This window comes from Pantoea sp. E2023-21 (assembly GCF_051302795.1).
Classification (GTDB): Bacteria; Pseudomonadota; Gammaproteobacteria; order Enterobacterales; family Enterobacteriaceae; genus Pantoea; species Pantoea ludwigii_A.
Window position 1 is genome coordinate 3,954,913 of the sequence record NZ_CP195344.1, and the last position, 23,929, is coordinate 3,978,841.

The 23,929-nt window shown below is 54.1% G+C and carries 20 protein-coding genes and 1 riboswitch; of the genes, 14 read left to right on the forward strand and 6 right to left on the reverse strand.

Annotation, left to right across the window (positions count from 1 at the left end; genetic code table 11):
- Positions 1–16: 16 nt before the first annotated feature.
- A riboswitch (TPP riboswitch) is annotated at positions 17–112 on the reverse strand.
- A 137-nt stretch (positions 113–249) separates the two neighbouring features.
- The gene (gene sgrR / locus ACRQ84_RS18425) at positions 250–1,911 is read right to left on the reverse strand and encodes an HTH-type transcriptional regulator SgrR (RefSeq protein ID WP_483816799.1); all 1,662 of its coding nucleotides are present in this window, start codon (positions 1,909–1,911) and stop codon (positions 250–252) included.
- 254 nt (positions 1,912–2,165) lie between these two features.
- On the opposite strand from sgrR, the gene ACRQ84_RS18430 reads away from it, so the two are divergent.
- The gene (locus ACRQ84_RS18430) at positions 2,166–3,353 is read left to right on the forward strand and encodes an MFS transporter (protein ID WP_483816800.1); all 1,188 of its coding nucleotides are present in this window, start codon (positions 2,166–2,168) and stop codon (positions 3,351–3,353) included.
- Between the two features lie 36 nt (positions 3,354–3,389).
- Here the strand turns inward: ACRQ84_RS18430 and leuD are convergent, their stop codons facing one another.
- The 5 genes from leuD to leuL all read right to left on the reverse strand — a co-directional run bounded on the left by leuD (position 3,390) and on the right by leuL (position 8,243).
- Complete coding sequence (gene leuD / locus ACRQ84_RS18435) at positions 3,390–3,995, reverse strand: 3-isopropylmalate dehydratase small subunit (RefSeq protein ID WP_064737592.1); 606 nt, start codon at positions 3,993–3,995, stop codon at positions 3,390–3,392.
- A gap of 3 nt (positions 3,996–3,998) precedes the next feature.
- Entirely contained in the window at positions 3,999–5,405 is a 1,407-nt protein-coding gene (gene leuC / locus ACRQ84_RS18440) for a 3-isopropylmalate dehydratase large subunit (RefSeq protein ID WP_064737591.1), read from the reverse strand.
- A 4-nt stretch (positions 5,406–5,409) separates the two neighbouring features.
- Positions 5,410–6,501 carry a 3-isopropylmalate dehydrogenase gene (leuB, locus tag ACRQ84_RS18445; protein ID WP_007885003.1) on the reverse strand — a complete coding sequence of 364 codons (1,092 nt, stop codon included), beginning with the start codon at positions 6,499–6,501 and terminating at the stop codon, positions 5,410–5,412.
- 2 nt (positions 6,502–6,503) lie between these two features.
- A complete protein-coding gene (gene leuA / locus ACRQ84_RS18450) occupies positions 6,504–8,066 on the reverse strand; it encodes a 2-isopropylmalate synthase (protein WP_064737590.1) in 1,563 nt (520 codons plus the stop codon).
- A gap of 93 nt (positions 8,067–8,159) precedes the next feature.
- The gene (leuL, locus tag ACRQ84_RS18455; protein WP_155726360.1) at positions 8,160–8,243 is read right to left on the reverse strand and encodes a leu operon leader peptide; all 84 of its coding nucleotides are present in this window, start codon (positions 8,241–8,243) and stop codon (positions 8,160–8,162) included.
- A gap of 734 nt (positions 8,244–8,977) precedes the next feature.
- On the opposite strand from leuL, the gene ilvI reads away from it, so the two are divergent.
- From ilvI to murG, 13 genes are all read left to right on the forward strand, one after another.
- Positions 8,978–10,702 carry an acetolactate synthase 3 large subunit gene (gene ilvI, locus ACRQ84_RS18460; protein ID WP_483816801.1) on the forward strand — a complete coding sequence of 575 codons (1,725 nt, stop codon included), beginning with the start codon at positions 8,978–8,980 and terminating at the stop codon, positions 10,700–10,702.
- A 2-nt stretch (positions 10,703–10,704) separates the two neighbouring features.
- Positions 10,705–11,196, forward strand: coding sequence for an acetolactate synthase small subunit (ilvN, locus tag ACRQ84_RS18465; protein ID WP_064737588.1), 492 nt, complete (start codon positions 10,705–10,707; stop codon positions 11,194–11,196).
- Between the two features lie 197 nt (positions 11,197–11,393).
- Positions 11,394–12,404 (forward strand): catabolite repressor/activator, encoded by a 1,011-nt coding sequence (gene cra, locus ACRQ84_RS18470; protein ID WP_483816802.1) that lies wholly within the window; start codon positions 11,394–11,396, stop codon positions 12,402–12,404.
- Between the two features lie 493 nt (positions 12,405–12,897).
- A complete protein-coding gene (gene mraZ, locus ACRQ84_RS18475; RefSeq protein ID WP_007885013.1) occupies positions 12,898–13,356 on the forward strand; it encodes a division/cell wall cluster transcriptional repressor MraZ in 459 nt (152 codons plus the stop codon).
- A gap of 2 nt (positions 13,357–13,358) precedes the next feature.
- Entirely contained in the window at positions 13,359–14,300 is a 942-nt protein-coding gene (gene rsmH / locus ACRQ84_RS18480) for a 16S rRNA (cytosine(1402)-N(4))-methyltransferase RsmH (RefSeq protein WP_008108618.1), read from the forward strand.
- Positions 14,297–14,617, forward strand: coding sequence for a cell division protein FtsL (ftsL, locus tag ACRQ84_RS18485; RefSeq protein WP_008108617.1), 321 nt, complete (start codon positions 14,297–14,299; stop codon positions 14,615–14,617). Before rsmH ends, ftsL begins: the two co-directional genes overlap by 4 nt.
- Before the next feature lie 16 nt (positions 14,618–14,633).
- A complete protein-coding gene (locus tag ACRQ84_RS18490) occupies positions 14,634–16,400 on the forward strand; it encodes a peptidoglycan glycosyltransferase FtsI (protein WP_483816803.1) in 1,767 nt (588 codons plus the stop codon).
- Entirely contained in the window at positions 16,387–17,874 is a 1,488-nt protein-coding gene (gene murE / locus ACRQ84_RS18495) for a UDP-N-acetylmuramoyl-L-alanyl-D-glutamate--2,6-diaminopimelate ligase (protein ID WP_483816804.1), read from the forward strand. The genes ACRQ84_RS18490 and murE overlap by 14 nt, the downstream gene beginning before the upstream one ends.
- A complete protein-coding gene (gene murF / locus ACRQ84_RS18500; protein WP_483816805.1) occupies positions 17,871–19,232 on the forward strand; it encodes a UDP-N-acetylmuramoyl-tripeptide--D-alanyl-D-alanine ligase in 1,362 nt (453 codons plus the stop codon). Before murE ends, murF begins: the two co-directional genes overlap by 4 nt.
- Positions 19,226–20,308, forward strand: coding sequence for a phospho-N-acetylmuramoyl-pentapeptide-transferase (gene mraY / locus ACRQ84_RS18505; RefSeq protein WP_007888613.1), 1,083 nt, complete (start codon positions 19,226–19,228; stop codon positions 20,306–20,308). The genes murF and mraY overlap by 7 nt, the downstream gene beginning before the upstream one ends.
- A gap of 2 nt (positions 20,309–20,310) precedes the next feature.
- Positions 20,311–21,627: a UDP-N-acetylmuramoyl-L-alanine--D-glutamate ligase gene (gene murD, locus ACRQ84_RS18510; RefSeq protein ID WP_483816806.1), complete on the forward strand. Its 1,317-nt coding sequence runs from the start codon at positions 20,311–20,313 to the stop codon at positions 21,625–21,627.
- On the forward strand, positions 21,627–22,841 hold the full coding sequence (ftsW, locus tag ACRQ84_RS18515; protein WP_483816807.1) for a cell division protein FtsW: 1,215 nt from the start codon (positions 21,627–21,629) through the stop codon (positions 22,839–22,841). The genes murD and ftsW overlap by 1 nt, the downstream gene beginning before the upstream one ends.
- The gene (murG, locus tag ACRQ84_RS18520) at positions 22,838–23,896 is read left to right on the forward strand and encodes an undecaprenyldiphospho-muramoylpentapeptide beta-N-acetylglucosaminyltransferase (RefSeq protein ID WP_483816808.1); all 1,059 of its coding nucleotides are present in this window, start codon (positions 22,838–22,840) and stop codon (positions 23,894–23,896) included. Before ftsW ends, murG begins: the two co-directional genes overlap by 4 nt.
- The last annotated feature ends 33 nt before the right edge of the window (positions 23,897–23,929 follow it).

Here is a 23,929-nt window from a genome sequence, read left to right on the forward strand (position 1 = left end):
GTCGCAAAGGATCTGAGGAGTGATACATCTCAAATCCCTACGCCGGTATTAGCCGGATCAGGTTCGACGGGTTTCTCTCAGCCCTGACATCAAGGCACCCCGTTGAGAACGGCTCATTCTAGTCATTTATAGGACAGCGTGAAAGGATCATGGGCCGGAAGTCTTGTTCCATTCTGCTCGGTGTGCATGAATGCGTACCCTACGAAACCGCGTTCTTTAAACGTAGGGTCGCCATTTATGGTCACCTATTTACAGCTCCGGCGGTGCAAACCAGGCCGATTTGAAATCAAACCAGCCGAGTGTATTCAGTCGCACGCCCCGCATACTGCGTTGACCTTCCAGCAGCAGCCAATGATGAAAAAGAGGGTGCAGATAGTCGCTGTCGATCAATTGTTTGCTCCATTCAGCAAGGGGTAAATCTTTCTGCCGCCAGCGCGCCGCATCGCCTTGCCAGTCAATCGGGATGCAGTGATGCATCAGCGGTAGCTCGAACAGTTGGGCGAATAGCGCGTACTCAAGCGGCAGGGTAAAGTTGACGCTGCCTAGCCAAATGTCACTTTCGCTTTTGCCTTCAAACCACACTTCGTAGCTCACCTCCCGCGTGATTAACTCCACACCGTGCTGTGCCAGCAGCGGGCGCAACGCGTTGGCGATGCCTTCATGCTCGACGTGATGGCTATACCAACTCAGCGTTAGTTGGGTTAATCCTGCCGGTTTGTCGGCAGGTGTGAGATCGCGGCGATGGTGCCAGCGCGGCAGCAGGCCATAGGCCGGGAACCAGTAACGCTGATAGCCAACGCCAGCATGATTTAATAAGGCGATGGGGTTGAACAGATAGCTCACCCAGCGGCGGAAATGCGCGTCGCGGCCCAAGGCAGAACGCTGATCGAACAGCAGAAAATAACAGCCTTCTTCCAGTCGACTCTCTTCCGATTTTTCATCCGCGGTTTCGCCCTGCAGTTTTACCCCGGCATACACCAGTTCATCGCTGATCTCGGGTAGCACCCAAATCGACACATCATCAATCAGCGCGCGATAGCCAAAATAGTCATCAAAGGCGGCAATTCTCAGCTGTGTCTGCTGATTACGCTCCACGCTGTAAGGCCCGGTGCCAATCGGCTGGCGAGAAAACTGACGTAGGGTCGGCCATTCGCGCGGTAGGATCATCGCGCTGACGCTTGCCAGCAGCCATGGTAACCAATCGTCGGGCTGACTAAGATGGATATCCAGCGTCCAGGGCGCGGGCGAATGCAGCTTTTCGATATGTGAAAACAGCGGCTGGCTGCGCACGCGTTCCAGTGAGGCAATGACATCGTCAATCTCCAGTTCACGGCCATGGTGAAAACGAATCGCCGGGCGTAGAAAGAAGCGCCAGTGCAGCGGTGAGGTTTGCTGCCAGTGATGCGCAATATCGGGCTCGATTTCCCCCTTTTCCTCATTTATACGCATCAGACCGTTGAAAATTTGCCTCGCCAGATGGGTTTCTGAACGGCGCAGCGGCGAACCGGGCAGTAGATTAGGCAGCGGACGATAATAAAGCACGCGCAGGATGTGTTTGCCTTGCCGAAAGCTACGGCCTAAATGTGCCGCGATCATCTGGCGCACCTGATTTTTATCGCCCACTAACTGTACTAGCTGATCGATACGATCCTGCTCCAGCAGATCCTCGGCACGCTGTTGCTGGAGTGCCAAGCCGGTGTAGCAGAAACTCAGCATTGAGCGCTTGCCACGTCCCGCTTCCGCTTGCCAAATCAGCCAGCCTTCACCTTGCATGGCGTTGAGCAGGTTACGCATATGCCGACGCGAGCAATGCAGCCGTTCGGCCAACGCGTTCAAGGTCGTTTCCTGATCCTGGCCCTGGCAGCTTTGCCATAAGCGGATGAATTGCTGTTGCAGACGTGCAGAGGACATAAAAGGGGAACTCCTTCTCAGAATCGCTCAGTTTTTCCTGCCTCATATTAGAGGCATACTGCCCGGCAATGGAAGAGCGGGAGGCATTCAGCAATGAATGGCGCTCTAACAGCGGTTCCGCCAATGTGGAACCTTTTCTGAGTAGGGTGCATTTTCACCGCCAGCAGCGCTTTATCTGCTGGCTTTTTTCGTTTTGCTGTAGAATCTTCTACCCTCTTTTCTCTACCCATTTTTAACCGCAAAGGGATTTCTGCATGAAATCGCTGTTAACGCGCCAACGCCGCGTCAATCCGGTCTATCTCTCATTTATGGCTGTGTCGTTTATGACCGGCGTGGCCGGTGCATTACAGGCACCGACGCTGAGCCTGTTCCTGACGCGCGAAGTACAGGTGAGCCCGTTCTGGGTGGGCTTGTTCTTTACCATCAATGCGATAGCGGGAATCGTGATCAGCCTGCTGATGGCGAAACGCTCCGATAATAAGGGCGATCGCCGCAACCTGATCCTGTTCTGCTGCCTGATGGCAACGCTGAATGCGCTGCTGTTTGCCTTCAATCGCCACTATTTAACGCTGGTGACGCTGGGGGTGTTTTTGTCTGCGCTGGCTAGCGTGTCGATTCCGCAGGTGTTCGCCCTCGCGCGTGAATATGCCGATCAGTCGGCGCGTGAAGTGGTGATGTTCAGCTCGGTGATGCGTGCGCAGTTGTCACTGGCGTGGGTGATTGGGCCGCCGCTGTCGTTCGCACTGGCGCTCAACTATGGCTTTGTGACGCTGTTTTGCGTTGCGGCGGGAATCTTTCTGCTGAGTATGCTACTGATCTGGCGCACCTTGCCATCGGTGCCACGCGTGGTGGCATCGCCTGAAGAGGTGCTAACGCAGCTTAGCCCGTGGAAGGATAGCCAGGTGCGGCTGCTTTTTATCGCCTCTGTCACCATGTGGGCGTGCAACACCATGTATATTATTGATATGCCTCTGTATATCAGCACCACACTTGGCCTGCCGGAGAAGCTGGCGGGGTTATTAATGGGCACCGCCGCCGGGCTGGAGATTCCGATCATGCTGCTGGCAGGGCATTACGCGCGGCGTACCGGCAAACGCAAACTGATGCTGCTGGCGCTGGTGGCGGGAATTGTGTTTTATTTCGGACTGGTCATGTTCCAGTCGCGCACAGCGTTGATGGTGCTGCAACTGTTTAACGCCGCGTTTATCGGCATCATCGCCGGGATTGGCATGTTGTGGTTCCAGGATTTAATGCCCGGACGTGCGGGCGCGGCGACGACGCTGTTCACCACCTCGATTTCCACCGGCATGATTATCGCCGGCATCATTCAGGGCACCATGAGCGAGCGCTTTGGTCATGAGTCGGTTTACTGGCTGGCGTTGGGACTTGCAGTGTTGGCGTTGGGATTGGCGTCACGCGTGAGAGATGTTGTGGATAGATAGAAAAGAGAAGGGCGACAGCATGTCGCCCTTAGTGCCTTAGCGTAAAAACGCGGGCTGATTGGTCTCGTAGCGGGTAATTGACGCTTCGTGTTGCAGCGTCAAGCCAATGCTGTCGAGGCCGTTGATCATGCAGTGACGGCGGAAGCTGTCGATTTCGAAACTGTAGGTTTTATCGCCCGCGCTCACCGTCTGCGCTTCCAGATCCACCGTGAAGGTGACGCCCGGCTGTGCGGCAACCAGTTTGAACATCTCATCCACTTCTTCATCGCTCAGCTTCACTGGCAGCAACTGATTGTTGAAGCTATTGCCATAGAAGATGTCGGCGAAGCTTGGCGCGATCACCACATGGAAACCGAAGTCGGTCAGCGCCCACGGCGCATGCTCACGTGAAGAGCCGCAGCCGAAGTTCTCGCGCGCCAGCAAAATGCTGGTGCCTTTGAATTCGGGTTTGTTGAGCACGAAGCTGGCGGTTGGCTTGGTGCCAGCATCGTCATCGAAACGCCAGTCGTGGAAAAGATGCGCGCCAAAACCGGTACGCGTCACTTTCTGCAAAAACTGCTTCGGAATGATGGCATCGGTGTCGACGTTGGCGGCATCCAATGGCGCGACAATGCCGGTGTGTTGAGTAAATTTGTTCGCCATGGCTTAAGCTCCCTGAGTCAATTCACGAATGTCGGCAAAGCGACCGGTTACGGCGGCGGCAGCGGCCATCGCCGGGCTCACCAGGTGCGTGCGTCCGCCACGGCCCTGACGACCTTCAAAGTTACGGTTGCTGGTTGATGCGCAGCGTTCGCCCGGGTTCAGACGATCATTGTTCATCGCCAGACACATCGAGCAGCCTGGCAAACGCCATTCAAAACCGGCTTCAAGGAAGATTTTGTCCAGACCTTCGGCTTCGGCTTGTGCTTTCACCGGACCAGAACCTGGCACCACCATCGCCACTACACCTGGCGCCACTTTGCGACCTTTAGCAATGGCGGCTGCGGCACGCAGATCTTCGATGCGTGAGTTGGTGCAGGAGCCGATAAACACTTTATCGATCGCCACATCAGTCAATTTGATACCGGGCTGCAGATCCATGTAAGCCAGCGCTTTTTCCGCCGAGGCGCGCTCAACCGGATCGGCAAACGATTGTGGATTCGGAATCGCCTGATCCACCGCCATCACCTGGCCTGGGTTGGTGCCCCAGGTCACTTGCGGTGCAATATCTTCCGCGTGCAGCGTGACGATGCTGTCGAATTTGGCATCGTTGTCTGATTTCAATGTGCGCCAGTAAGCAACGGCTTGTTCCCACTGCTCGCCTTTCGGCGCAAACTGCTTGTCTTTCAGGTAGTTGAATGTGGTGTCATCCGGCGCAACCAGGCCCGCTTTGGCACCCATTTCAATCGCCATGTTACACAGCGTCATGCGGCCTTCCATGCTCAGCGCTTCAATTGCGGGGCCACAAAACTCGACAACGTGACCGGTACCACCCGCACTGCCGGTTTTACCGATGATCGCCAACACGATGTCTTTGGCGGTAATGCCCGGCGCAGCTTCACCCAGCACTTCAATTTTCATGGTCTTCGCACGGCCCTGTTTCAGGGTTTGCGTGGCAAACACATGCTCAACTTCGGAAGTACCGATACCGAATGCCAGTGAACCAAATGCGCCGTGGGTGGCCGTGTGGGAATCGCCGCAGACGATGGTCATACCCGGCAACGTCATACCTTGCTCCGGCCCAATCACATGCACGATGCCCTGGAACGGATGATTCAGGTCATACAGCTGAATGCCGAACTCAGCACAGTTCTTCATCAGCTCCTGCATCTGAATACGTGCCATCTCACCCGACGCATTGATGTCTTTGGTCTGAGTGGAAACGTTGTGATCCATGGTGGCGAAGGTTTTCGACGGCTGACGCACTTTGCGGCCGTGTGCACGCAGGCCATCAAAGGCCTGCGGTGACGTGACTTCATGAATCAAATGGCGATCGATATACAGTAACGGCGTTTCATTTGACGTTTCGTTGACGACATGTGCATCAAATAACTTCTGGTATAAGCTTTTCATTTTATTATTTTTCCTCGGCGATAAAACCGGCAATGATGCTGCCCATTTCATCTGTGCTTACGGCTTTGCCGTCACCGGCTAAATCACGGGTGCGATAACCCGCTTCCAACGCGCGGCTCACGGCGCGTTCAATGCTAGCGGCAGCGTCATCCGCATTCAGGCTGTAACGCAGCAGCAGCGAGAGCGACAGAATCTGCGCAATCGGGTTGGCAATGTTCTGACCCGCGATATCCGGTGCCGATCCGCCCGCAGGCTCAAACAGGCCGAAACCTTCTTCATTAAGACTGGCTGACGGCAGCAAGCCCATTGAACCGGTAATCATGGCGCATTCGTCAGACAGGATGTCGCCAAACAGGTTAGAACACAGCAGCACGTCAAACTGTGATGGATCTTTAATCAGCTGCATGGTGGCGTTATCGATGTACATGTGGCTCAGTTGCACATCCGGGTAGTCTTTTGCCACTTCGTTCACAATCTCGCGCCACATGACTGACGTCTGCAAAACGTTCGCTTTATCGATAGAGGTGACGATGTTGCGACGTTTGCGGGCAGATTCAAAGGCGATGCGGGCAATGCGCTCGATTTCAAAGCGGTGATAAACCTCGGTGTCAAAGGCGCGCTCATGCGGGCCGCTGCCTTCACGGCCTTTCGGCTGACCGAAGTAGATGCCGCCAGTCAGTTCACGCACGCACAGGATATCGAAACCACGCTCGGCGATATCACTACGCAGCGGGCAGAACGCTTCCAGGCCTTTATACAGCGCAGCGGGACGCAGGTTGCTGAACAGCTTGAAGTGCTTACGCAGCGGCAGCAACGCACCGCGCTCTGGCTGCTGAGCGGGTGGCAGATGTTCCCATTTTGGACCACCTACCGAACCAAACAGAATCGCATCCGCTTGTTCTGCGCCGGCAACAGTAGCCGGTGGCAATGGTTCACCATGACGATCGATGGCGATACCGCCAACATCATATTCGCTGGTGGTGATACGCATGTCGAAACGCGTACGAATTGCGTCGAGAACTTTCATGGCCTGCGCCATCACTTCCGGACCAATTCCGTCGCCTGGTAATACCGCGATATGAGAAGACTTAGACATAGTTACACCGTTTCCTTCTGATCTTTAAATTTACGCTGCAGTTCTTTTTCCACCTGCTTAGCACGCCAAATATTGTTCAACGCGTTCACCATCGCTTTAGCTGATGATTCGACGATATCGGTCGCCAGGCCCACGCCGTGGAATTTACGACCGTTGTAATGAACCACGATATCTACCTGGCCCAACGCGTTCTCGCCGTGGCCTTTTGCAGTCAACTTGTAATTGATCAGTTCGGCTTCAAAACCGGTAATGCGATTGATGGCCTGATAAACGGCATCAACTGGACCGTTACCGGTTGCTGCATCGGCTTTGGTCTCTTCACCGCAGCCCAACTGCACCGATGCAGTGGCGGTCACGCTGGAACCGGTCTGCACGTTAAATTCGTTCAGCTGGAAGTATTCTGGCTCTTCGTTCTGTTTGTTGATAAAGGCTAAGGCTTCCAGGTCGTAATCGAATACCTGACCTTTCTTATCGGCCAGCTTCAGGAAGGCGTCGTACAAGGTGTCGAGGTTGTAATCTGACTCTTTGTAGCCCATCTCTTCCATGCGATGTTTAACGGCGGCACGACCAGAACGTGAGGTCAGGTTCAGCTGGATTTTGTGCAGGCCAATGGATTCTGGCGTCAGGATTTCGTAGTTTTCGCGGTTTTTCAGCACGCCATCCTGGTGAATACCCGAAGAGTGGGCGAAGGCGTTGGAACCGACCACCGCTTTGTTGGCCGGAATCGGCATGTTGCAGATTTGACTCACGGTTTGGCTGGTGCGGTAGATTTCCTGATGATTGATATTGGTGTGCACGTTCATAATCTGCTGACGGGTTTTAATCGCCATGATCACTTCTTCCAGCGCGCAGTTACCGGCGCGCTCGCCTAAACCGTTCAAGGTACCTTCTACCTGACGCGCACCGGCCAATACCGCGGCGATGGCATTACCGGTCGCCATACCCAAATCGTCATGGGTATGAACAGAGAGAATGGCTTTATCGATATTCGGAACGCGAGCCACCAACTGGCCGATGATGTTGGCATATTCGCCTGGCAAGGTGTAGCCAACGGTGTCTGGAATGTTGATGGTGGTCGCACCGGCATTGATAGCGGCTTCAACCATGCGGCACAGATCATCGATTGGGGTACGGCCACCATCTTCACAGGAGAATTCTACGTCATCGGTGTAGTTGCGGGCGCGTTTGATCATATGTACCGCGCGTTCAATTACTTCAGGCAACGTGCTGCGGAGTTTAGTGGCGATGTGCATCGGTGAAGTGGCGATGAAGGTGTGAATACGAAATGCTTCAGCAACACGCAGTGATTCGTATGCAGCGTCAATGTCCTTCTCAACGCAGCGTGCCAGTCCACAAACGCGACTGTTTTTGATGGTACGCGCGATGGTCTGTACGGATTCAAAATCGCCGGGAGAAGAAACGGGGAATCCCACTTCCATCACATCCACGCCCATACGTTCCAACGCCAGAGCGATCTGCAGTTTTTCTTTAACACTCAGGCTGGCCTGTAAAGCCTGTTCGCCGTCACGCAGAGTGGTATCGAAAATAATAACTTGCTGGCTCATCGTAATCTTCCTTATGCATTAACGTTGCCGGTGCTACGAGCATAAAAAAACCCGCGCATTGGCGCGGGTTTCTTAAACTTCAGTAGGTTCGAATCAGTTACTGATTCCGCCCACGAGTCTACCGCGCAAACTGGATGCGTTTAGTAGTAGACCGAGTAGGCGGAAAGAATGAAACATGAATCAAACCTCGTAAATTATGTGCTGCACATATTGGTACTGCAATCGACGCGTGAAGTCAACCTTAACTGCAAGGGTATTTCTACAAAACCAAGAGGGCGATCTGCTGCGATTTTTCGGCAGAGCAGAGCATTGACATTAATTATTGACGGAATGAGTAAATTCGGCGGACTAGAAAATTACCTGGAAAGTAGAATTTATTTTAAGTTATTGATAGTTATTATTTTAAATCAGAATTCTTCAGGGTGTATAAAACAAGATAAGACTTGTTGTGTAGAGTAATATGATGTGATTAAGCCTGTTTATAGATAATCCCGCCAGAAAATAATTATCACAAAAGATTGTGGACTGAGTGGTCAGGCAATATGAAAATCATATTTCTCAGAACACGCTGCAAATAATCTCTAAACCAGCATATTCCTCTGCGGTTATGACTAAGGATTAGTTTAATCCTCCCAGGCGATAATCACGCATCAGTGCCTTTATTGCCGGTTCAGACTCGCGCTAGCATCCTGGCGTTTGCAGCTCGGGTTGTCTGCGGTTATGGTAATCGACCTACTCTTAAAAGAATTAACTCAAGTAGATTCCCTGTACCTGGAAGGCGGAAATGAACGCCGTCTTCTGAGCATAAACATAAGGTTTTGATCTTAATTGGCGATCGGGGGCCGGATATCAGTGGCGTGCGGGAAACGCGAACTTCAGTGGATTCAGTCCCTCAAGCCTGGAGGCAGAAAATGGAGATGTTGTCAGGAGCCGAAATGGTCGTCCGTTCGTTAATCGATCAGGGCGTTAAGCAGGTATTCGGCTATCCGGGCGGAGCAGTGCTCGATATTTATGATGCGCTGCAAACGGTCGGTGGGATTGACCATGTATTGGTCCGTCATGAACAAGGTGCAGTGCACATGGCTGATGGCCTGGCGCGCGCGACTGGCGAAGTCGGTGTTGTACTTGTGACCTCCGGTCCGGGTGCCACGAACGCCATTACCGGCATTGCAACCGCCTACATGGATTCCATTCCACTGGTGATTCTGTCGGGTCAGGTGCCTTCTTCGCTGATTGGTTACGATGCATTTCAGGAATGCGACATGGTTGGCATCTCGCGTCCGGTAGTGAAGCACAGCTTCCTGGTGAAAAACACCGAAGAGATCCCAACGGTGCTGAAAAAGGCCTTCTGGCTGGCGGCGAGCGGTCGTCCGGGTCCGGTAGTGATCGATCTGCCAAAAGATATTCTGAATCCAGCCAACAAATTGCCATACGTCTGGCCGGAAACCGTGAGCATGCGCTCTTACAATCCGACCATCCAGGGCCATAAAGGCCAGATTAAGCGCGCGCTGCAGACGCTGTTGGCGGCACATAAGCCGGTAATCTACGCGGGCGGCGGGGCGATTATGTCAGGCTGCGAAGCAGAACTGTTGCAGCTGGCAGAACAACTGAACATTCCGGTGACCATGTCGCTGATGGGCTTGGGTGTCTTCCCTGGCACGCACCGTCAGAGCGTTGGTATGCTTGGCATGCACGGCACGTACGAAGCCAACATGACCATGCACAACGCCGATCTGATTTTCGGTATTGGTGTGCGCTTTGACGATCGCACCACCAATAATCTGGCAAAGTACTGCCCGAACGCCACCATTATGCATATCGACGTTGATCCGACCTCGATCTCCAAAACCGTCAGCGCGGACATTCCGATCGTCGGTGATGCGAAGCAGACGCTGGCTCAGATGCTCGAGCTGCTGTCGCAGAGCGATGCAAAGCAGGAACTCGATAGCTTACGAGACTGGTGGCAGACCATTGAGGGCTGGCGTGGCCGCAAGTGCCTGGAATTTGATCGCACCAGTGACAAAATCAAGCCACAGGCGGTGATCGAAACCATTTGTCGTCTGACCAAAGGCGAAGCTTACGTCACGTCTGACGTCGGTCAGCATCAGATGTTTGCCGCTCTTTACTACCAGTTCGATAAGCCGCGTCGTTGGATCAACTCCGGCGGCTTAGGCACCATGGGCTTCGGCCTGCCTGCTGCGCTGGGTGTGAAGATGGCATTGCCGGATGAGACGGTTATCTGCGTGACCGGCGATGGCAGTATTCAGATGAACATTCAGGAGCTGTCGACCGCGCTGCAATACGATTTGCCGGTGCTGGTGCTGAACCTCAACAACGGCTTCCTTGGCATGGTTAAACAGTGGCAGGACATGATTTACTCTGGCCGTCACTCGCAATCCTACATGCAGTCACTGCCTGACTTTGTTCGTCTGGCCGAGGCATATGGCCACGTTGGTATTGCGATCCAGCATCCTGCAGAACTGGAAGAGAAGCTCCAGTTGGCGCTGGACACGCTGGCGAAAGGCCGTTTGGTGTTCGTGGATGTAAATATTGACGGCAGTGAGCACGTTTACCCGATGCAAATTAGGGGTGGTTCGATGGATGAGATGTGGTTGAGCAAAACGGAGAGGACTTAATTATGCGTCGTGTATTATCAGTTCTGCTGGAAAACGAATCCGGCGCATTGTCCCGCGTAGTGGGGCTATTCTCTCAACGTGGCTACAACATCGAAAGCCTGACGGTGGCCCCAACCGATGATCCCACCTTGTCACGTATGACCATTCAGACGGTCGGCGACGCGAAAGTGCTGGAGCAGATAGAGAAGCAACTGCACAAATTGGTTGATGTGCTACGTGTCAGCGAGCTGGGGCAGGGCGCTTATGTTGAGCGCGAGATCATGCTAGTGAAAATCCAGGCCAGCGGTTACGGCCGTGAAGAAGTAAAGCGCAGCGCGGAAATTTTCCGTGGTCAGATCATCGATGTCACGTCAACGCTTTACACGGTTCAGCTGGCTGGCACCAGCGATAAACTCGACGCGTTTCTCAATACCGTGCGTGACGTAGCAGAAATTGTTGAAGTGGCGCGCTCAGGAATCGTTGGCGTCTCGCGTGGCGATCGCGTTATGCGTTAATCACCTAAAGTCACGATTTCATCTGATTCTAACCCGGCGAAATGCCGGGTTTTTTTATTTTATGCACTTATCCAGGATGCGAGAGAAAAGCGGTTGCTCGGCGTAGTTTTCTGCGGTTAGATGTTACAAATGTTTTACCCATAGCTACTCTGCGGATATTTTCGCCAGCGCTGGCTTATCAGAATTAAGGTGTCACCGTGAAACTGGATGAAATTGCGCGCCTGGCAGGCGTGTCGCGTACCACGGCCAGCTATGTAATTAATGGCAAAGCGCGGCAGTATCGTGTCAGCGAAAAAACCGTCGAAAAAGTCATGGCGGTGGTGCGTGAACACAATTATCACCCTAATGCCGTTGCTGCCGGGCTGCGTGCCGGACGCACACGTTCAATTGGTCTGGTGATCCCTGATCTGGAAAACACCAGTTACACGCGGATTGCTAATTATCTGGAGCGTCAGGCGCGTCAGCGCGGCTATCAGCTGCTGATTGCCTGCTCGGAAGATCAGCCAGATAACGAAATGCGCTGTATCGAGCATCTGTTGCAGCGTCAGGTCGATGCCATCATCGTTTCTACTTCATTACCGCCAGAACATCCGTTCTATCAGCGTTGGATTAACGATCCTTTACCGATTATCGCGCTGGACCGTGCGCTAGATCGTGAGCATTTTACCAGCGTGGTTGGCGCCGATCAGGATGACGCGCAGGCGCTGGCGGCTGAATTGCGGCAGCTACCGGTGAAGAATGTACTGTTCCTTGGCGCGCTGCCGGAATTGTCGGTAAGTTTCCTGCGTGAACTGGGCTTCCGAGACGCATGGAAAGGAGATGAACGCCCGATCGACTACATCTACTGTAATAGCTTTGATCGTGCCGCCGCCGCAACACTGTTTGAAAAGTACCTTGAAGAGCATCCGATGCCAGAAGCGTTATTTACCACATCATTTGGCCTGCTACAGGGCGTGATGGACATTACGCTGAAGCGCGATGGTCGTTTACCAACTGACCTGGCGATTGCCACCTTTGGCGACCATGAATTGCTGGATTTTCTTGAGTGCCCAGTATTAGCGGTGGGTCAGCGTCATCGCGATGTGGCTGAACGGGTGCTGGAACTGGTATTAGCATCATTAGATGAACCGCGTAAACCAAAGCCGGGTTTAACCCGTATTCGCCGTAATTTATTCCGCCGCGGACAATTAAGCCGCCGCCCAAAATGAACGAGTGGGCGGTTAGCTGCCCACATCTAATTTACTCTGCAAATAATTCCTCTTAAGCTCATGGCGTAAAAAAGCGTAAATTATCGCCACTCCAGCTAACAATTTAACCTTCCTGACTTTTCTTAATTGTTTACATGTTCATCAGCAAGGCGCAGCAGAGCTGGCGTGAAGTCGCTAGGCTTCTTTTCAGAAATCCCCTAAAATGCAGCCCCTGTCGCAGATTGCAGGGTAAATATATTTCATTGCAAAAGCGCTTTATTTTTCGCCATTTTTCACATTGCGAAAAATTTTATTCAACTATTCATCAGGTTAATTATTTATTTTGCCATTTAATGTGGATTTATTCCCTTCTCCGATTAATTTCACTCCATGTAAATAGTGATATTCACTTGCCGTTGCGGCTTGACAAGGATTTCATCGGCTCCGTAAACTCGTTTCGTGGTAAAAAGTGGGATAAAGTGGTGAAAACGGGTGATTGAGGGGTAAGGCTGGCATGTTCCGTGGAGCAACGTTAGTCAATCTCGACAGTAAAGGGCGATTAGCCGTACCAACACGCTATCGCGAATTGCTTGTCGCAGAGTCTCAGGGGCAAATGGTATGCACCATTGACCTCCACCAACCATGCCTGCTGCTTTACACCTTGCCCGAATGGGAAATCATTGAAAAAAAGCTGTCTCGCTTATCCAGCATGAATCCAGCCGAGCGTCGCGTGCAGCGATTGCTGTTAGGACATGCTAGTGAGTGTCAGATGGATAATGCGGGCCGTTTGTTGCTGGCGAACACGCTAAGACAACATGCCGGCCTGACCAAAGAAGTGATGCTGGTTGGACAGTTCAATAAGTTTGAGCTGTGGGATGAACAGACCTGGTATCAACAAGTTAAGGACGATATTGACACAGAACAGTCGGCTCAGGAGCCTTTATCTGAGCGGTTGCAGGACTTGTCGCTATAGCTATGCAGGAAAATTTCAAACACACCACAGTGCTGCTGGATGAGGCGGTAAACGGCCTCAATATCAGGGAAGACGGCATTTATATCGATGGCACTTTTGGTCGCGGCGGTCACTCGCGCTTAATCCTTTCGCAGCTTGGCGAGAAAGGGCAACTGATAGCGATTGATCGCGATCCGCAAGCGATAGCCGCAGCCGCTGAGATAAACGATCCTCGTTTCTCGATCGTCCACGGGCCGTTTTCGGCGCTGGCAGAATACGTCGAAGAGCGCGGTCTGACCGGCAAGATCGATGGCGTTCTACTCGATCTGGGCGTCTCTTCACCGCAGCTGGATGATGCCGAACGTGGCTTCTCCTTTATGCGTGATGGGCCGCTGGATATGCGTATGGACCCAACGCGCGGGCAATCGGCTGCTGAATGGCTAATGAGCGCGGAAGAGGCGGATATCGCTTTCGTGATCAAAACCTACGGCGAAGAGCGTTTTGGTAAACGTATTGCGCGCGCCATCGTCGAACGCAATCGCGAGCAGCCGATGACGCGTACCAAAGAGCTGGCGACGGTGATTGCCGCCGCGATGCCAGTCAAAGACAAATTTAAGCACCCGGCAACGCGTACTTTCCAGGCGATCCGCATCTGGATTAACAGCGAACTGGAAGAGATCGATACCGCGCTGAAAGGGGCATTGTCGGTTCTCGCGCCTGGCGGCAGGTTGTCGATCATCAGCTTCCACTCACTGGAAGATCGCTTAGTGAAGCGTTTTATGCGCGATCAGAGCCGTGGTCCACAGGTGCCAGCCGGCATTCCGATGACGGAGTCGCAGCTCAAAGCGTTAGGCGGTCGTGAACTGAAAACGCTGGGCAAGCTGATTCCAGGTGAAGCCGAAGTGAACGAAAACCCACGTGCGCGCAGTTCGGTGTTGCGTATCGCGGAGAGAACGGCTTCATGATTGGCAACGAGCGCCACAGCTTACCTGGTGTTATCGGTGGGGACTTGCTGCGATTTGGCAAGATCCCGCTGTTGCTGCTGATCGCGGTGCTGGTGTCTTCGGTAATTGTCGTGACCACCACGCATAAGACGCGCCTGCTAACGGCGCAGCGTGAGCAACTGGTGCTGGAGCGTGATGCGCTCGATATCGAATGGCGCAACCTGATTCTTGAAGAGAACGCTCTTGGCGATCATAGCCGCGTAGAGCGTATAGCAACCGATAAACTGCAAATGCAGCATGTTGATCCTTCACAGGAAAATATTGTGGTGCAGAAATAAGGAATCGCAGAACTTAATGAGTGGCGCAGGCAAAACGCTGAAGATAAAAAAACAAGAAAATAAGGCCAGCTTTGTAAGCTGGCGCTTTGCGTTACTGTGCGGGTGCATTTTACTGGCGCTGGGCGGACTGCTTTCACGCGTAGCGTGGTTGCAGGTGATCAACCCTGACAAGCTGGTGAAAGAGGGCGATTTGCGTTCGCTGCGCGTTCAATCAGTTCCCACCGCGCGCGGCATGATCAGCGATCGTGCAGGTCGTCCGCTGGCGGTGAGTGTGCCGGTGAATGCGATTTGGGCCGATCCGAAAGAGCTCGCTGAGCACGGCGGCGTGTCGCTGGATAGTCGCTGGAAAGCACTGTCGGATGCGTTATCGATTCCGCTTGATCAGCTGGCAGCACGCGTCAACGCCAACCCAAAAGGGCGTTTTATTTATCTGGCGCGTCAGGTCAACCCGGCGATTGGCGAGTATGTAAAAAAACTCAAACTGCCGGGCATCTACTTACGTGAAGAGTCGCGCCGCTATTATCCAGCAGGCCAGGTCACTGCGCACCTGATTGGCTTCACCAATATCGATGGTCAAGGTATCGAAGGCATCGAAAAAAGCTTCGACAAATGGCTGACCGGCGCACCGGGCGAACGTACCGTGCGTAAAGACCGCAACGGCCGCGTCATCGAAGACATTTCCTCCGTGGACAGTCGTGCGGCGCATAACCTGACGCTGAGTATTGATGAACGTTTGCAGGCACTGGTATATCGCGAGCTGAATAACGCCGTGGCGTTCAACAAAGCGGAATCGGGCACGGCAGTGTTGGTGGATGTGAACACCGGTGAAGTGCTGGCGATGGCGAATAGCCCCGCTTATAACCCCAATAATCTCAGCAACACGCCGAAGGACGTGATGCGTAACCGCGCGATTACTGACATCTTCGAGCCGGGCTCTACCGTAAAACCGATGGTGGTGATGACGGCGCTGCAGCGCGGTGTAGTGAAAGAAAACAGCGTACTGAATACCGTGCCGTACCGCGTTAATGGTCATGAGATCAAAGACGTGGCGCGTTACAACGAATTGACCCTTACCGGGGTTTTACAGAAGTCGAGTAACGTCGGGGTTTCACGTTTGGCGTTAGCGATGCCCTCCTCAGCACTTGTAGATACTTACGCGCGCTTTGGACTGGGTAAACCGACCAATTTGGGGCTGGTCGGGGAAAGTAGTGGCTTATACCCTCAAAAACAACGGTGGTCTGACATAGAGAGGGCCACCTTCTCTTTCGGCTACGGGCTAATGGTAACGCCGTTACAGTTAGCGCGAGTCTACGCAACCATTGGCAGTTACGGCGTCAATCGCCCGCTGTCCATCACCAAAGTTGACCCGCCAGTGGCGGGTGAGCGCGTTTTTCAGGAAGACCTGGTGAAAACGGTGATGCACATGATGGAGAGCGTTGCGTTGCCAGGCGGTGGTGGGGTTAAAGCCGCTATCAAAGGCTATCGCATTGCCATTAAAACCGGTACCGCCAAGAAAGTTGGGCCGGACGGACGTTACGTCAACAAATACATTGCTTATACCGCAGGCGTTGCGCCTGCCAGCCGTCCTCGTTTTGCGCTGGTGGTGGTGATCAACGATCCCCAGGCCGGTAAATATTATGGTGGTGCGGTTTCAGCACCGGTGTTTGGCGCCATCATGGGCGGCGTGTTGCGTACCATGAATATCGAACCTGATGCGCTGCCGACAGTTGATAAAAACGAGTTGGTAAAGAATAGAAGTGAGGGATCAAGTGACAGATCGTAACCTGCGCGACTTACTGGCACCGTGGGTGCCGGGTGCGCCGGCGCGTCCACTCCGTGACATGACACTAGATAGCCGCGCTGCGGCTTCTGGCGATCTGTTTATCGCCGTGGCGGGCCATCATGCTGATGGACGTCGTTTTATTCCGCAGGCTATCGCTCAAGGCGTTGCGGCAGTAATTGCCGAAGCCGAAGGTGAGGCCAGCGATGGAGATATCCGCGAGATGCATGGCGTCCCGGTTATCTATCTGGCGCAGTTGCAGCAGCGCCTCTCTGCATTAGCCGGACGCTTCTATCAGCAGCCTGCCAGCAAACTGAAATTAATTGGTGTCACTGGCACCAACGGTAAAACCACCACCACTCAGTTGATGGCGCAATGGGCTAATCTGCTGGGTGAAACCGGTGCAGTAATGGGCACGGTGGGCAATGGCCTTTACGGTCAACTGGTGGCAACGGAAAACACCACAGGTTCTGCGGTGGATGTGCAGCATGTCCTGAATGATCTGGTCGGACAGGGCGCAACCCTGGCGGCAATGGAAGTTTCCTCTCACGGTTTGGTGCAGCATCGCGTCGCAGCATTGCCGTTTGCGGCTGCGGTATTTACTAACCTGAGCCGCGATCACCTTGATTACCACGGTGATATGCAGAGCTATGAATCGGCAAAATGGTTACTGTTCTCTGAGCATCAGGTCGCTGAAGCGATCATCAATGCTGATGATGACGTTGGGCGTCGCTGGCTGGCTAACTTGCCCGATGCCGTGGCAGTCACCATGGACGACAATTTACCATCTGGCTGTCATGGCCGCTGGCTCAAAGCCACGGCGGTGAATTATCACGACGGCGGTGCACATATTCAATTTAGCTCCAGCTGGGGCAACGGCGAATTTGATAGCCGCCTGATGGGCGCTTTCAACGTGAGCAACTTGTTGCTGGCGCTTGGTACGCTGCTGGTGCTGGATTATCCGCTTGATGCGCTGGTGGCAACTGCACCGCAGCTACAGCCGGTTTGTGGCCGCATGGAAGTGTTCACCGCGTCAGAAAAACCCACGGTGGTTGTCGATTATGCTCACACGCCAGATGCGCTGGAAAAAGCGCTGGAAGCGGCACGTCTGCACTGTAAAGGTCAGCTGTGGTGTGTGTTTGGCTGCGGCGGCGATCGTGATAAAGGCAAACGTCCTCTGATGGGCGCGATTGCTGAGCAATTCTCCGACATCGTGGTGATTACCGACGATAACCCGCGCAGCGAAGAGCCGATGGCGATTGTGAATGACATCCTTACCGGTCTGCTCGATCCGGGCCGCGCGCGCGTGGTTTCAGGGCGTGCGCAGGCGGTAACCAACGCAGTTATGCAAGCCAGCCCGGATGACATCGTGTTGGTCGCAGGAAAAGGCCATGAAGATTATCAAATCATTGGCAATCGCCGTTTAGATTACTCCGATCGCGACACCGTCGCCCGTTTGTTGGGGGTGATGGCATGATTCCTGTTTCTCTCAAAACGCTGGCAGACATCAGCGGCGGACAGCTGCATGGCGCAGATTTAACCATTTCTGATGTCACCACCGATACACGCAAAGTGACCTCCGGCAGCCTGTTTGTGGCGCTGGTGGGTGAACGTTTTGATGCCCACGATTTCGCCAGCGACGCCATGGCCAACGGTGCACAGGCGCTGCTGGTCAGCAAGCTGCTGCCGATTTCTGTACCGCAGGTGGTGGTCGCTGATACGCGCATTGCCTTTGGACAACTCGCCGCGTGGGTGCGCCAGCAGGCGAAAGCACGCGTAGTGGCGCTGACCGGTTCATCTGGTAAAACCTCGGTTAAAGAGATGACCGCCGCGATTTTGCGCCAGTGTGGCGAAACACTCTATACCGCGGGCAATCTGAACAATGACTTCGGCGTGCCGATGACGCTGCTGCGTCTTACCAAAGAACATGCTTACGCAGTGATTGAGCTGGGTGCTAACCATCAGGGCGAAATTGCTTACACCACAGATATGGTTCGCCCGGAAACCGCGCTGGTGAATAACCTTGCCGCAGCCCATCTTGAAGGCTTTGGTTCGCTGGCAGGTGTGGCAAAAGCGAAAGGCGAAATATTTGGCGGCTTGCCGGTACACGGCACCGCTATCGTCAACGCTGACAGCAACGATCTTGCCAACTGGCAATCACAGTTTGTCGATAAAACGCTGTGGCGCTTCTCGCCGCAGCCCATGGCTGATGCAGAGTTCCGCGCCAGTGAAATCGTACTGCGAGCAGATGCCACGCGGTTCACGCTGCATACGCCACGCGGCGATATCGCTGTGGAATTGCCGCTGCCGGGCCGGCATAACATCGCGAATGCGTTAGCATCTGCAGCGCTAGCGTTGTCCGTAGATGTGCCGCTGACTGCGATTCAAACTGGCCTTAAAACCTTGCAGCCTGTTCCTGGTAGATTGTTCCCGATTCGTCTGGCGGAGAATCAACTGCTGCTGGATGACAGCTACAACGCCAATGTCGGATCAATGACTGCCGCCGCGCAGGTGCTGGGCGATATGCCGGGTTATCGCGTCATGGTGGTCGGTGATATGGCGGAATTGGGTGATGAAGCTGAACTATGTCATCGGCAGGTCGGCGATGCGGCTAAAGCCGCAGGCATTGATTGCGTGTTGAGTACGGGAACGTTGAGTCAACTGATTGGTGAAAGCAGCGGTAAAGGCGAGCATTTCGCCACTAAAACCGCATTGACTGAACGTTTACGCACATTGCTGTCCGAACATCAGGACATCACTATTTTGGTTAAAGGTTCACGTAGTGCCGCCATGGAGCAGGTAGTACAGAGCTTACAGGAGAAAGGAACATGCTAGTCTGGCTGGCCGAACATCTGGTCGCATTTTATTCCGGCTTTAACGTCTTCTCGTATCTGACGTTTCGCGCCATTGTCAGCCTGCTGACCGCTTTGTTCATTTCTCTGTGGATGGGCCCGCGTCTAATTGCCTGGCTGCAGAAACTGCAGATCGGCCAGGTGGTGCGTAACGACGGCCCAGAATCGCACTTCAGCAAACGCGGCACGCCAACCATGGGCGGCGTGATGATCCTCACCTCTATCACTATTTCGGTGCTGATGTGGGCCTATCCGTCGAATCCGTATGTCTGGTGTGTTCTGGTGGTGCTGGTGGGTTTTGGCATCATCGGCTTTGTTGATGACTATCGCAAAGTGGTGCGCAAAGACACCAAAGGCTTGATCGCGCGCTGGAAGTATTTCTGGATGTCTGTGATTTCCCTTGCTGTTGCTTTCGCGCTGTTTATTGCGGGTAAAGACACACCTGCAACACAACTGGTGGTGCCGTTCTTTAAAGATGTGATGCCGCAGTTGGGCCTGTTCTACGTGGTACTGGCTTACTTCGTGATTGTCGGAACCGGTAATGCCGTAAACCTAACGGATGGCCTCGATGGCCTGGCTATTATGCCTACCGTTTTCGTGGCGGCTGGTTTTGCGCTGGTGGCGTGGGCGACCGGTAACGTCAAGTTCGCAGAGTATCTGCACATTCCTTATTTACGTCACGCGGGCGAGCTGGTGATTGTCTGTACCGCAATCGTCGGGGCGGGCCTCGGATTCTTGTGGTTTAACACCTATCCTGCGCAAGTGTTCATGGGCGATGTCGGCTCTTTAGCATTGGGTGGCGCACTCGGCACCATCGCAGTGCTGCTGCGTCAGGAATTCTTGCTGCTAATTATGGGCGGTGTGTTTGTTGTGGAAACGCTGTCGGTCATTCTTCAGGTGGGATCGTTCAAGCTGCGCGGTCAACGCATTTTCCGCATGGCACCGATTCACCATCACTATGAATTGAAAGGCTGGCCGGAGCCGCGCGTCATCGTGCGCTTCTGGATTATTTCGCTGATGCTGGTGCTGATTGGCCTGGCAACGCTGAAGGTACGTTAATCATGGCTGACTATCGGGGCAGAAAAGTCATCATCATCGGATTAGGCATTACGGGTCTCTCCTGTGTTGATTTCTTCCTCGCGCAAGGCGTTACGCCACGCGTGATGGATACCCGTGTCTCGCCGCCGGGACTGGACAAGCTGCCAGCCTCGGTTGAGCGCTATGTTGGCGGTATCAACAGCGATTGGCTGCTGGCGTCGGACCTGATTATTGCTAGTCCGGGTATCGCACTGGCACATCCAGCCTTAAGCGAAGCTGCTGACGCAGGCATTGAGATTATTGGCGATATTGAGCTGTTCTGTCGTGAAGCTCAGGCACCGATTGTGGCGATTACCGGTTCGAACGGCAAAAGCACCGTGACGACGCTGGTTGGCGAAATGGCCCGTGCAGCAGGTTGGTCGGTGGGGGTTGGCGGTAACATCGGTTTGCCGGCGTTAACCCTGTTGACATCACCAGCACAACTTTATGTGCTCGAACTCTCCAGCTTCCAGCTGGAAACCACACACAGTCTTAAAGCCGCGGCCGCGACGATCCTCAATCTTACTGAAGATCATATGGATCGCTATCCGCTGGGCATGCAGCAGTATCGTGCGGCCAAGCTGCGTATCTACGAAAACGCCAGCGTCTGCGTGGTGAATGCTGACGATGGCATGACCATGCCTGTGCGCGGTGTTGATCAGCGCTGTGTCAGCTTCGGCATTAATCTCGGCGATTATCATCTCAATCAGCAGCAGGGCAGCATCTGGCTGCGGGCAAAGGGCGAGAAAGTCCTGAATACGGATGAGATGACGCTGGTCGGCCAGCACAATTACACCAATGCACTGGCGGCGCTGGCATTGGCTGATGCGGTGAACATTCCGCGAGCTTCAAGCCTGAAAGCCTTAACGACGTTTACCGGCCTCGCACATCGCTTCCAGCTGGTGCATGAAGCTAATGGCGTGCGCTGGATTAACGATTCCAAAGCCACCAATGTCGGCAGCACCGAAGCGGCACTGAATGGCCTGCAGGTAAAAGGAACCTTGTGGCTGCTGCTTGGCGGCGACGGCAAGGCAGCTGATTTCACTCCGCTGGCGCGCTATCTGCAAGGTGACAACGTGAAGCTGTTCTGTTTTGGCCGCGATGGTGATGCCTTAGCGGCACTGCGTCCGGCGATCGCAACACGCACCGACACGATGCAGCAGGCGATGACGCAGATTGCTGCTCAGGTGAAAGCCGGCGATATGGTGCTGTTATCACCAGCCTGCGCCAGCCTCGATCAATTCCGTAATTTTGAACAGCGCGGCGATCAGTTCGCGCAACTGGCGAAGGAGTTGAGCTGATGCGCATTCCTGGAGCCGGTATCGCCAACTATCTGTCACTGCGCCTGCGCGATTGGGTGATGGGCGCACGCGAGAATGATGATGCGCCGGTGGTGCTGTATGACCGCACGCTGCTGTGGCTGACCTTTGGGCTGGCGCTGATAGGCTTTGTGATGGTGACATCGGCGTCGATGCCAGTCGGTCAACGTCTGAATGAAGATCCGTTCTACTTTGCCAAGCGTGATGCGTTTTATATCGCGCTGGCGTTCGGCATGGCGCTGGTGACATTGCGTATCCCGATGGATTTCTGGCAGCGCTACAGCAACGTGATGTTAATGGTTTCGGTCGTGATGCTGCTGATCGTTTTGGTCGTCGGTAGCTCAGTCAACGGCGCATCGCGCTGGATCGCGCTTGGCCCACTGCGTATTCAGCCGGCTGAGCTCTCGAAGTTAACGCTGTTCTGCTATCTCGCCAGTTATCTGGTACGCAAGGTAGAAGAGGTGCGTAATAACTTCTGGGGCTTCTGTAAGCCGATGGGTGTGATGGTGGTGCTGGCAGTTCTATTACTGGCGCAGCCGGACCTCGGCACCGTGGTGGTGTTGTTTGTTACCACACTGGCGATGTTGTTCCTCGCGGGTGCGAAAATGTGGCAGTTCCTGGCCATTATCGGTTCCGGTATTTTCGCTGTGGTGCTGCTGATCATCGCCGAACCTTATCGTATGCGCCGCGTGACCTCCTTCTGGAACCCGTGGGAAGATCCCTTCGGTAGCGGCTACCAGCTCACGCAATCCCTGATGGCATTTGGTCGCGGTGAGTTCTGGGGACAGGGCTTAGGCAACTCGGTACAAAAACTGGAATATCTGCCAGAAGCACATACCGACTTTATCTTCTCCATCATCGGTGAAGAGTTGGGTTATGTCGGTGTGGTTTTAGCGCTGTTGATGGTATTCTTCGTCGCTTTTCGCGCGATGTCGATTGGGCGCCGTGCTCTGGAAATCGATCAGCGCTTCTCAGGCTTCCTCGCTTGCTCAATTGGCGTGTGGTTTAGCTTTCAGGCGCTGGTGAATGTCGGTGCAGCCGCAGGTATGCTGCCGACCAAAGGTCTGACACTGCCGCTGATCAGTTACGGTGGTTCGAGCTTGATCATTATGTCGACTGCAATCGTGTTTTTATTGCGCATAGATTATGAAACGCGTCTGGCGAAAGCGCAGGCGTTTACCCGAGGTGTTCGATGAGTGGCAAACGGTTGATGGTCATGGCAGGCGGTACTGGCGGACACGTGTTCCCCGGTCTGGCCGTAGCCCATCACCTGATGGAACAAGGCTGGCAGGTCCGCTGGCTGGGAACCGCTGACCGTATGGAAGCAGATTTGGTGCCAAAACACGGCATCGAAATTGATTTTATCCGCATCAGCGGGTTGCGCGGTAAAGGCGTGAAAGCGCAGTTGCTGGCACCGGTACGCATTTTCAATGCATGGCGCCAGGCGCGCCGCATCATGAAGCGCTGGCAGCCGGATGTGGTGCTGGGCATGGGCGGCTACGTTTCAGGTCCCGGCGGCTTAGCGGCATGGACCTGCGGTATTCCGGTGGTGCTGCATGAGCAGAACGGTATTGCCGGGCTGACCAACAAATGGCTGGCGAAAATCGCCACCAAAGTCATGCAGGCATTTCCAGGCGCGTTTCCCACCGCTGAAGTGGTGGGAAATCCGGTGCGTACCGATGTGTTAGCGTTGCCGTTACCGGCAGAGCGACTGAGCGGACGTTTCGGCCCGATTCGTGTGCTGGTAGTCGGTGGCAGCCAGGGCGCGCGCATCCTCAACCAGACCGTGCCGCAAGTGGCCGCAGAGTTGGGCGAAGCCATTACGGTTTGGCATCAAACCGGTAAAGGTGGGCTGGAAATCGTGCAGCAGGCTTATCGCACAGCGGGCCAGCCACAACATAAGGTCACCGAATTTATCGATGACATGGCCGAAGCCTATGCATGGGCTGATGTGGTGGTGTGCCGTTCAGGTGCATTAACGGTGAGCGAAGTGGCTGCCGCTGGTTTACCGGCGATTTTCGTGCCGTTTCAGCATAAAGATCGTCAGCAGTACTGGAATGCGTTGCCGCTGGAAAAAGCGGGCGCAGCCAAAATTTTCGAGCAGCCGCAATTTACGGCGGCTGTGGTAGCGGACACGCTGCGTCACTGGGATCGCAAAACATTACTGGCGATGGCAGAAAAAGCCCGTCAGGTCGCGATTCCCGATGCAACCGAGCGGGTTGCAAATGAAGTGGCACGTGTCGCGAAGTAAATTAATCGGCCAGATGATTTGGCCCGTACCTTC

Bases quoted from the DNA above. Each gene is read 5' to 3' on its own strand.
- mraZ (WP_007885013.1), top strand. From the start codon at position 12,898: ATGTTCCGTGGAGCAACGTTAGTCAATCTCGACAGTAAAGGGCGATTA.
- rsmH (WP_008108618.1), top strand. From the start codon at position 13,359: ATGCAGGAAAATTTCAAACACACCACAGTGCTGCTGGATGAGGCGGTA.
- murF (WP_483816805.1), top strand. From the start codon at position 17,871: ATGATTCCTGTTTCTCTCAAAACGCTGGCAGACATCAGCGGCGGACAG.
- ACRQ84_RS18490 (WP_483816803.1), top strand. From the start codon at position 14,634: ATGAGTGGCGCAGGCAAAACGCTGAAGATAAAAAAACAAGAAAATAAG.
- leuC (WP_064737591.1), bottom strand. From the start codon at position 5,405: ATGAAAAGCTTATACCAGAAGTTATTTGATGCACATGTCGTCAACGAA.
- murG (WP_483816808.1), top strand. From the start codon at position 22,838: ATGAGTGGCAAACGGTTGATGGTCATGGCAGGCGGTACTGGCGGACAC.
- ftsW (WP_483816807.1), top strand. From the start codon at position 21,627: ATGCGCATTCCTGGAGCCGGTATCGCCAACTATCTGTCACTGCGCCTG.
- leuA (WP_064737590.1), bottom strand. From the start codon at position 8,066: ATGAGCCAGCAAGTTATTATTTTCGATACCACTCTGCGTGACGGCGAA.
- ilvI (WP_483816801.1), top strand. From the start codon at position 8,978: ATGGAGATGTTGTCAGGAGCCGAAATGGTCGTCCGTTCGTTAATCGAT.
- leuL (WP_155726360.1), bottom strand. From the start codon at position 8,243: ATGTTTCATTCTTTCCGCCTACTCGGTCTACTACTAAACGCATCCAGT.
- ACRQ84_RS18430 (WP_483816800.1), top strand. From the start codon at position 2,166: ATGAAATCGCTGTTAACGCGCCAACGCCGCGTCAATCCGGTCTATCTC.
- ilvN (WP_064737588.1), top strand. From the start codon at position 10,705: ATGCGTCGTGTATTATCAGTTCTGCTGGAAAACGAATCCGGCGCATTG.
- mraY (WP_007888613.1), top strand. From the start codon at position 19,226: ATGCTAGTCTGGCTGGCCGAACATCTGGTCGCATTTTATTCCGGCTTT.
- murD (WP_483816806.1), top strand. From the start codon at position 20,311: ATGGCTGACTATCGGGGCAGAAAAGTCATCATCATCGGATTAGGCATT.
- ftsL (WP_008108617.1), top strand. From the start codon at position 14,297: ATGATTGGCAACGAGCGCCACAGCTTACCTGGTGTTATCGGTGGGGAC.
- leuB (WP_007885003.1), bottom strand. From the start codon at position 6,501: ATGTCTAAGTCTTCTCATATCGCGGTATTACCAGGCGACGGAATTGGT.
- leuD (WP_064737592.1), bottom strand. From the start codon at position 3,995: ATGGCGAACAAATTTACTCAACACACCGGCATTGTCGCGCCATTGGAT.
- sgrR (WP_483816799.1), bottom strand. From the start codon at position 1,911: ATGTCCTCTGCACGTCTGCAACAGCAATTCATCCGCTTATGGCAAAGC.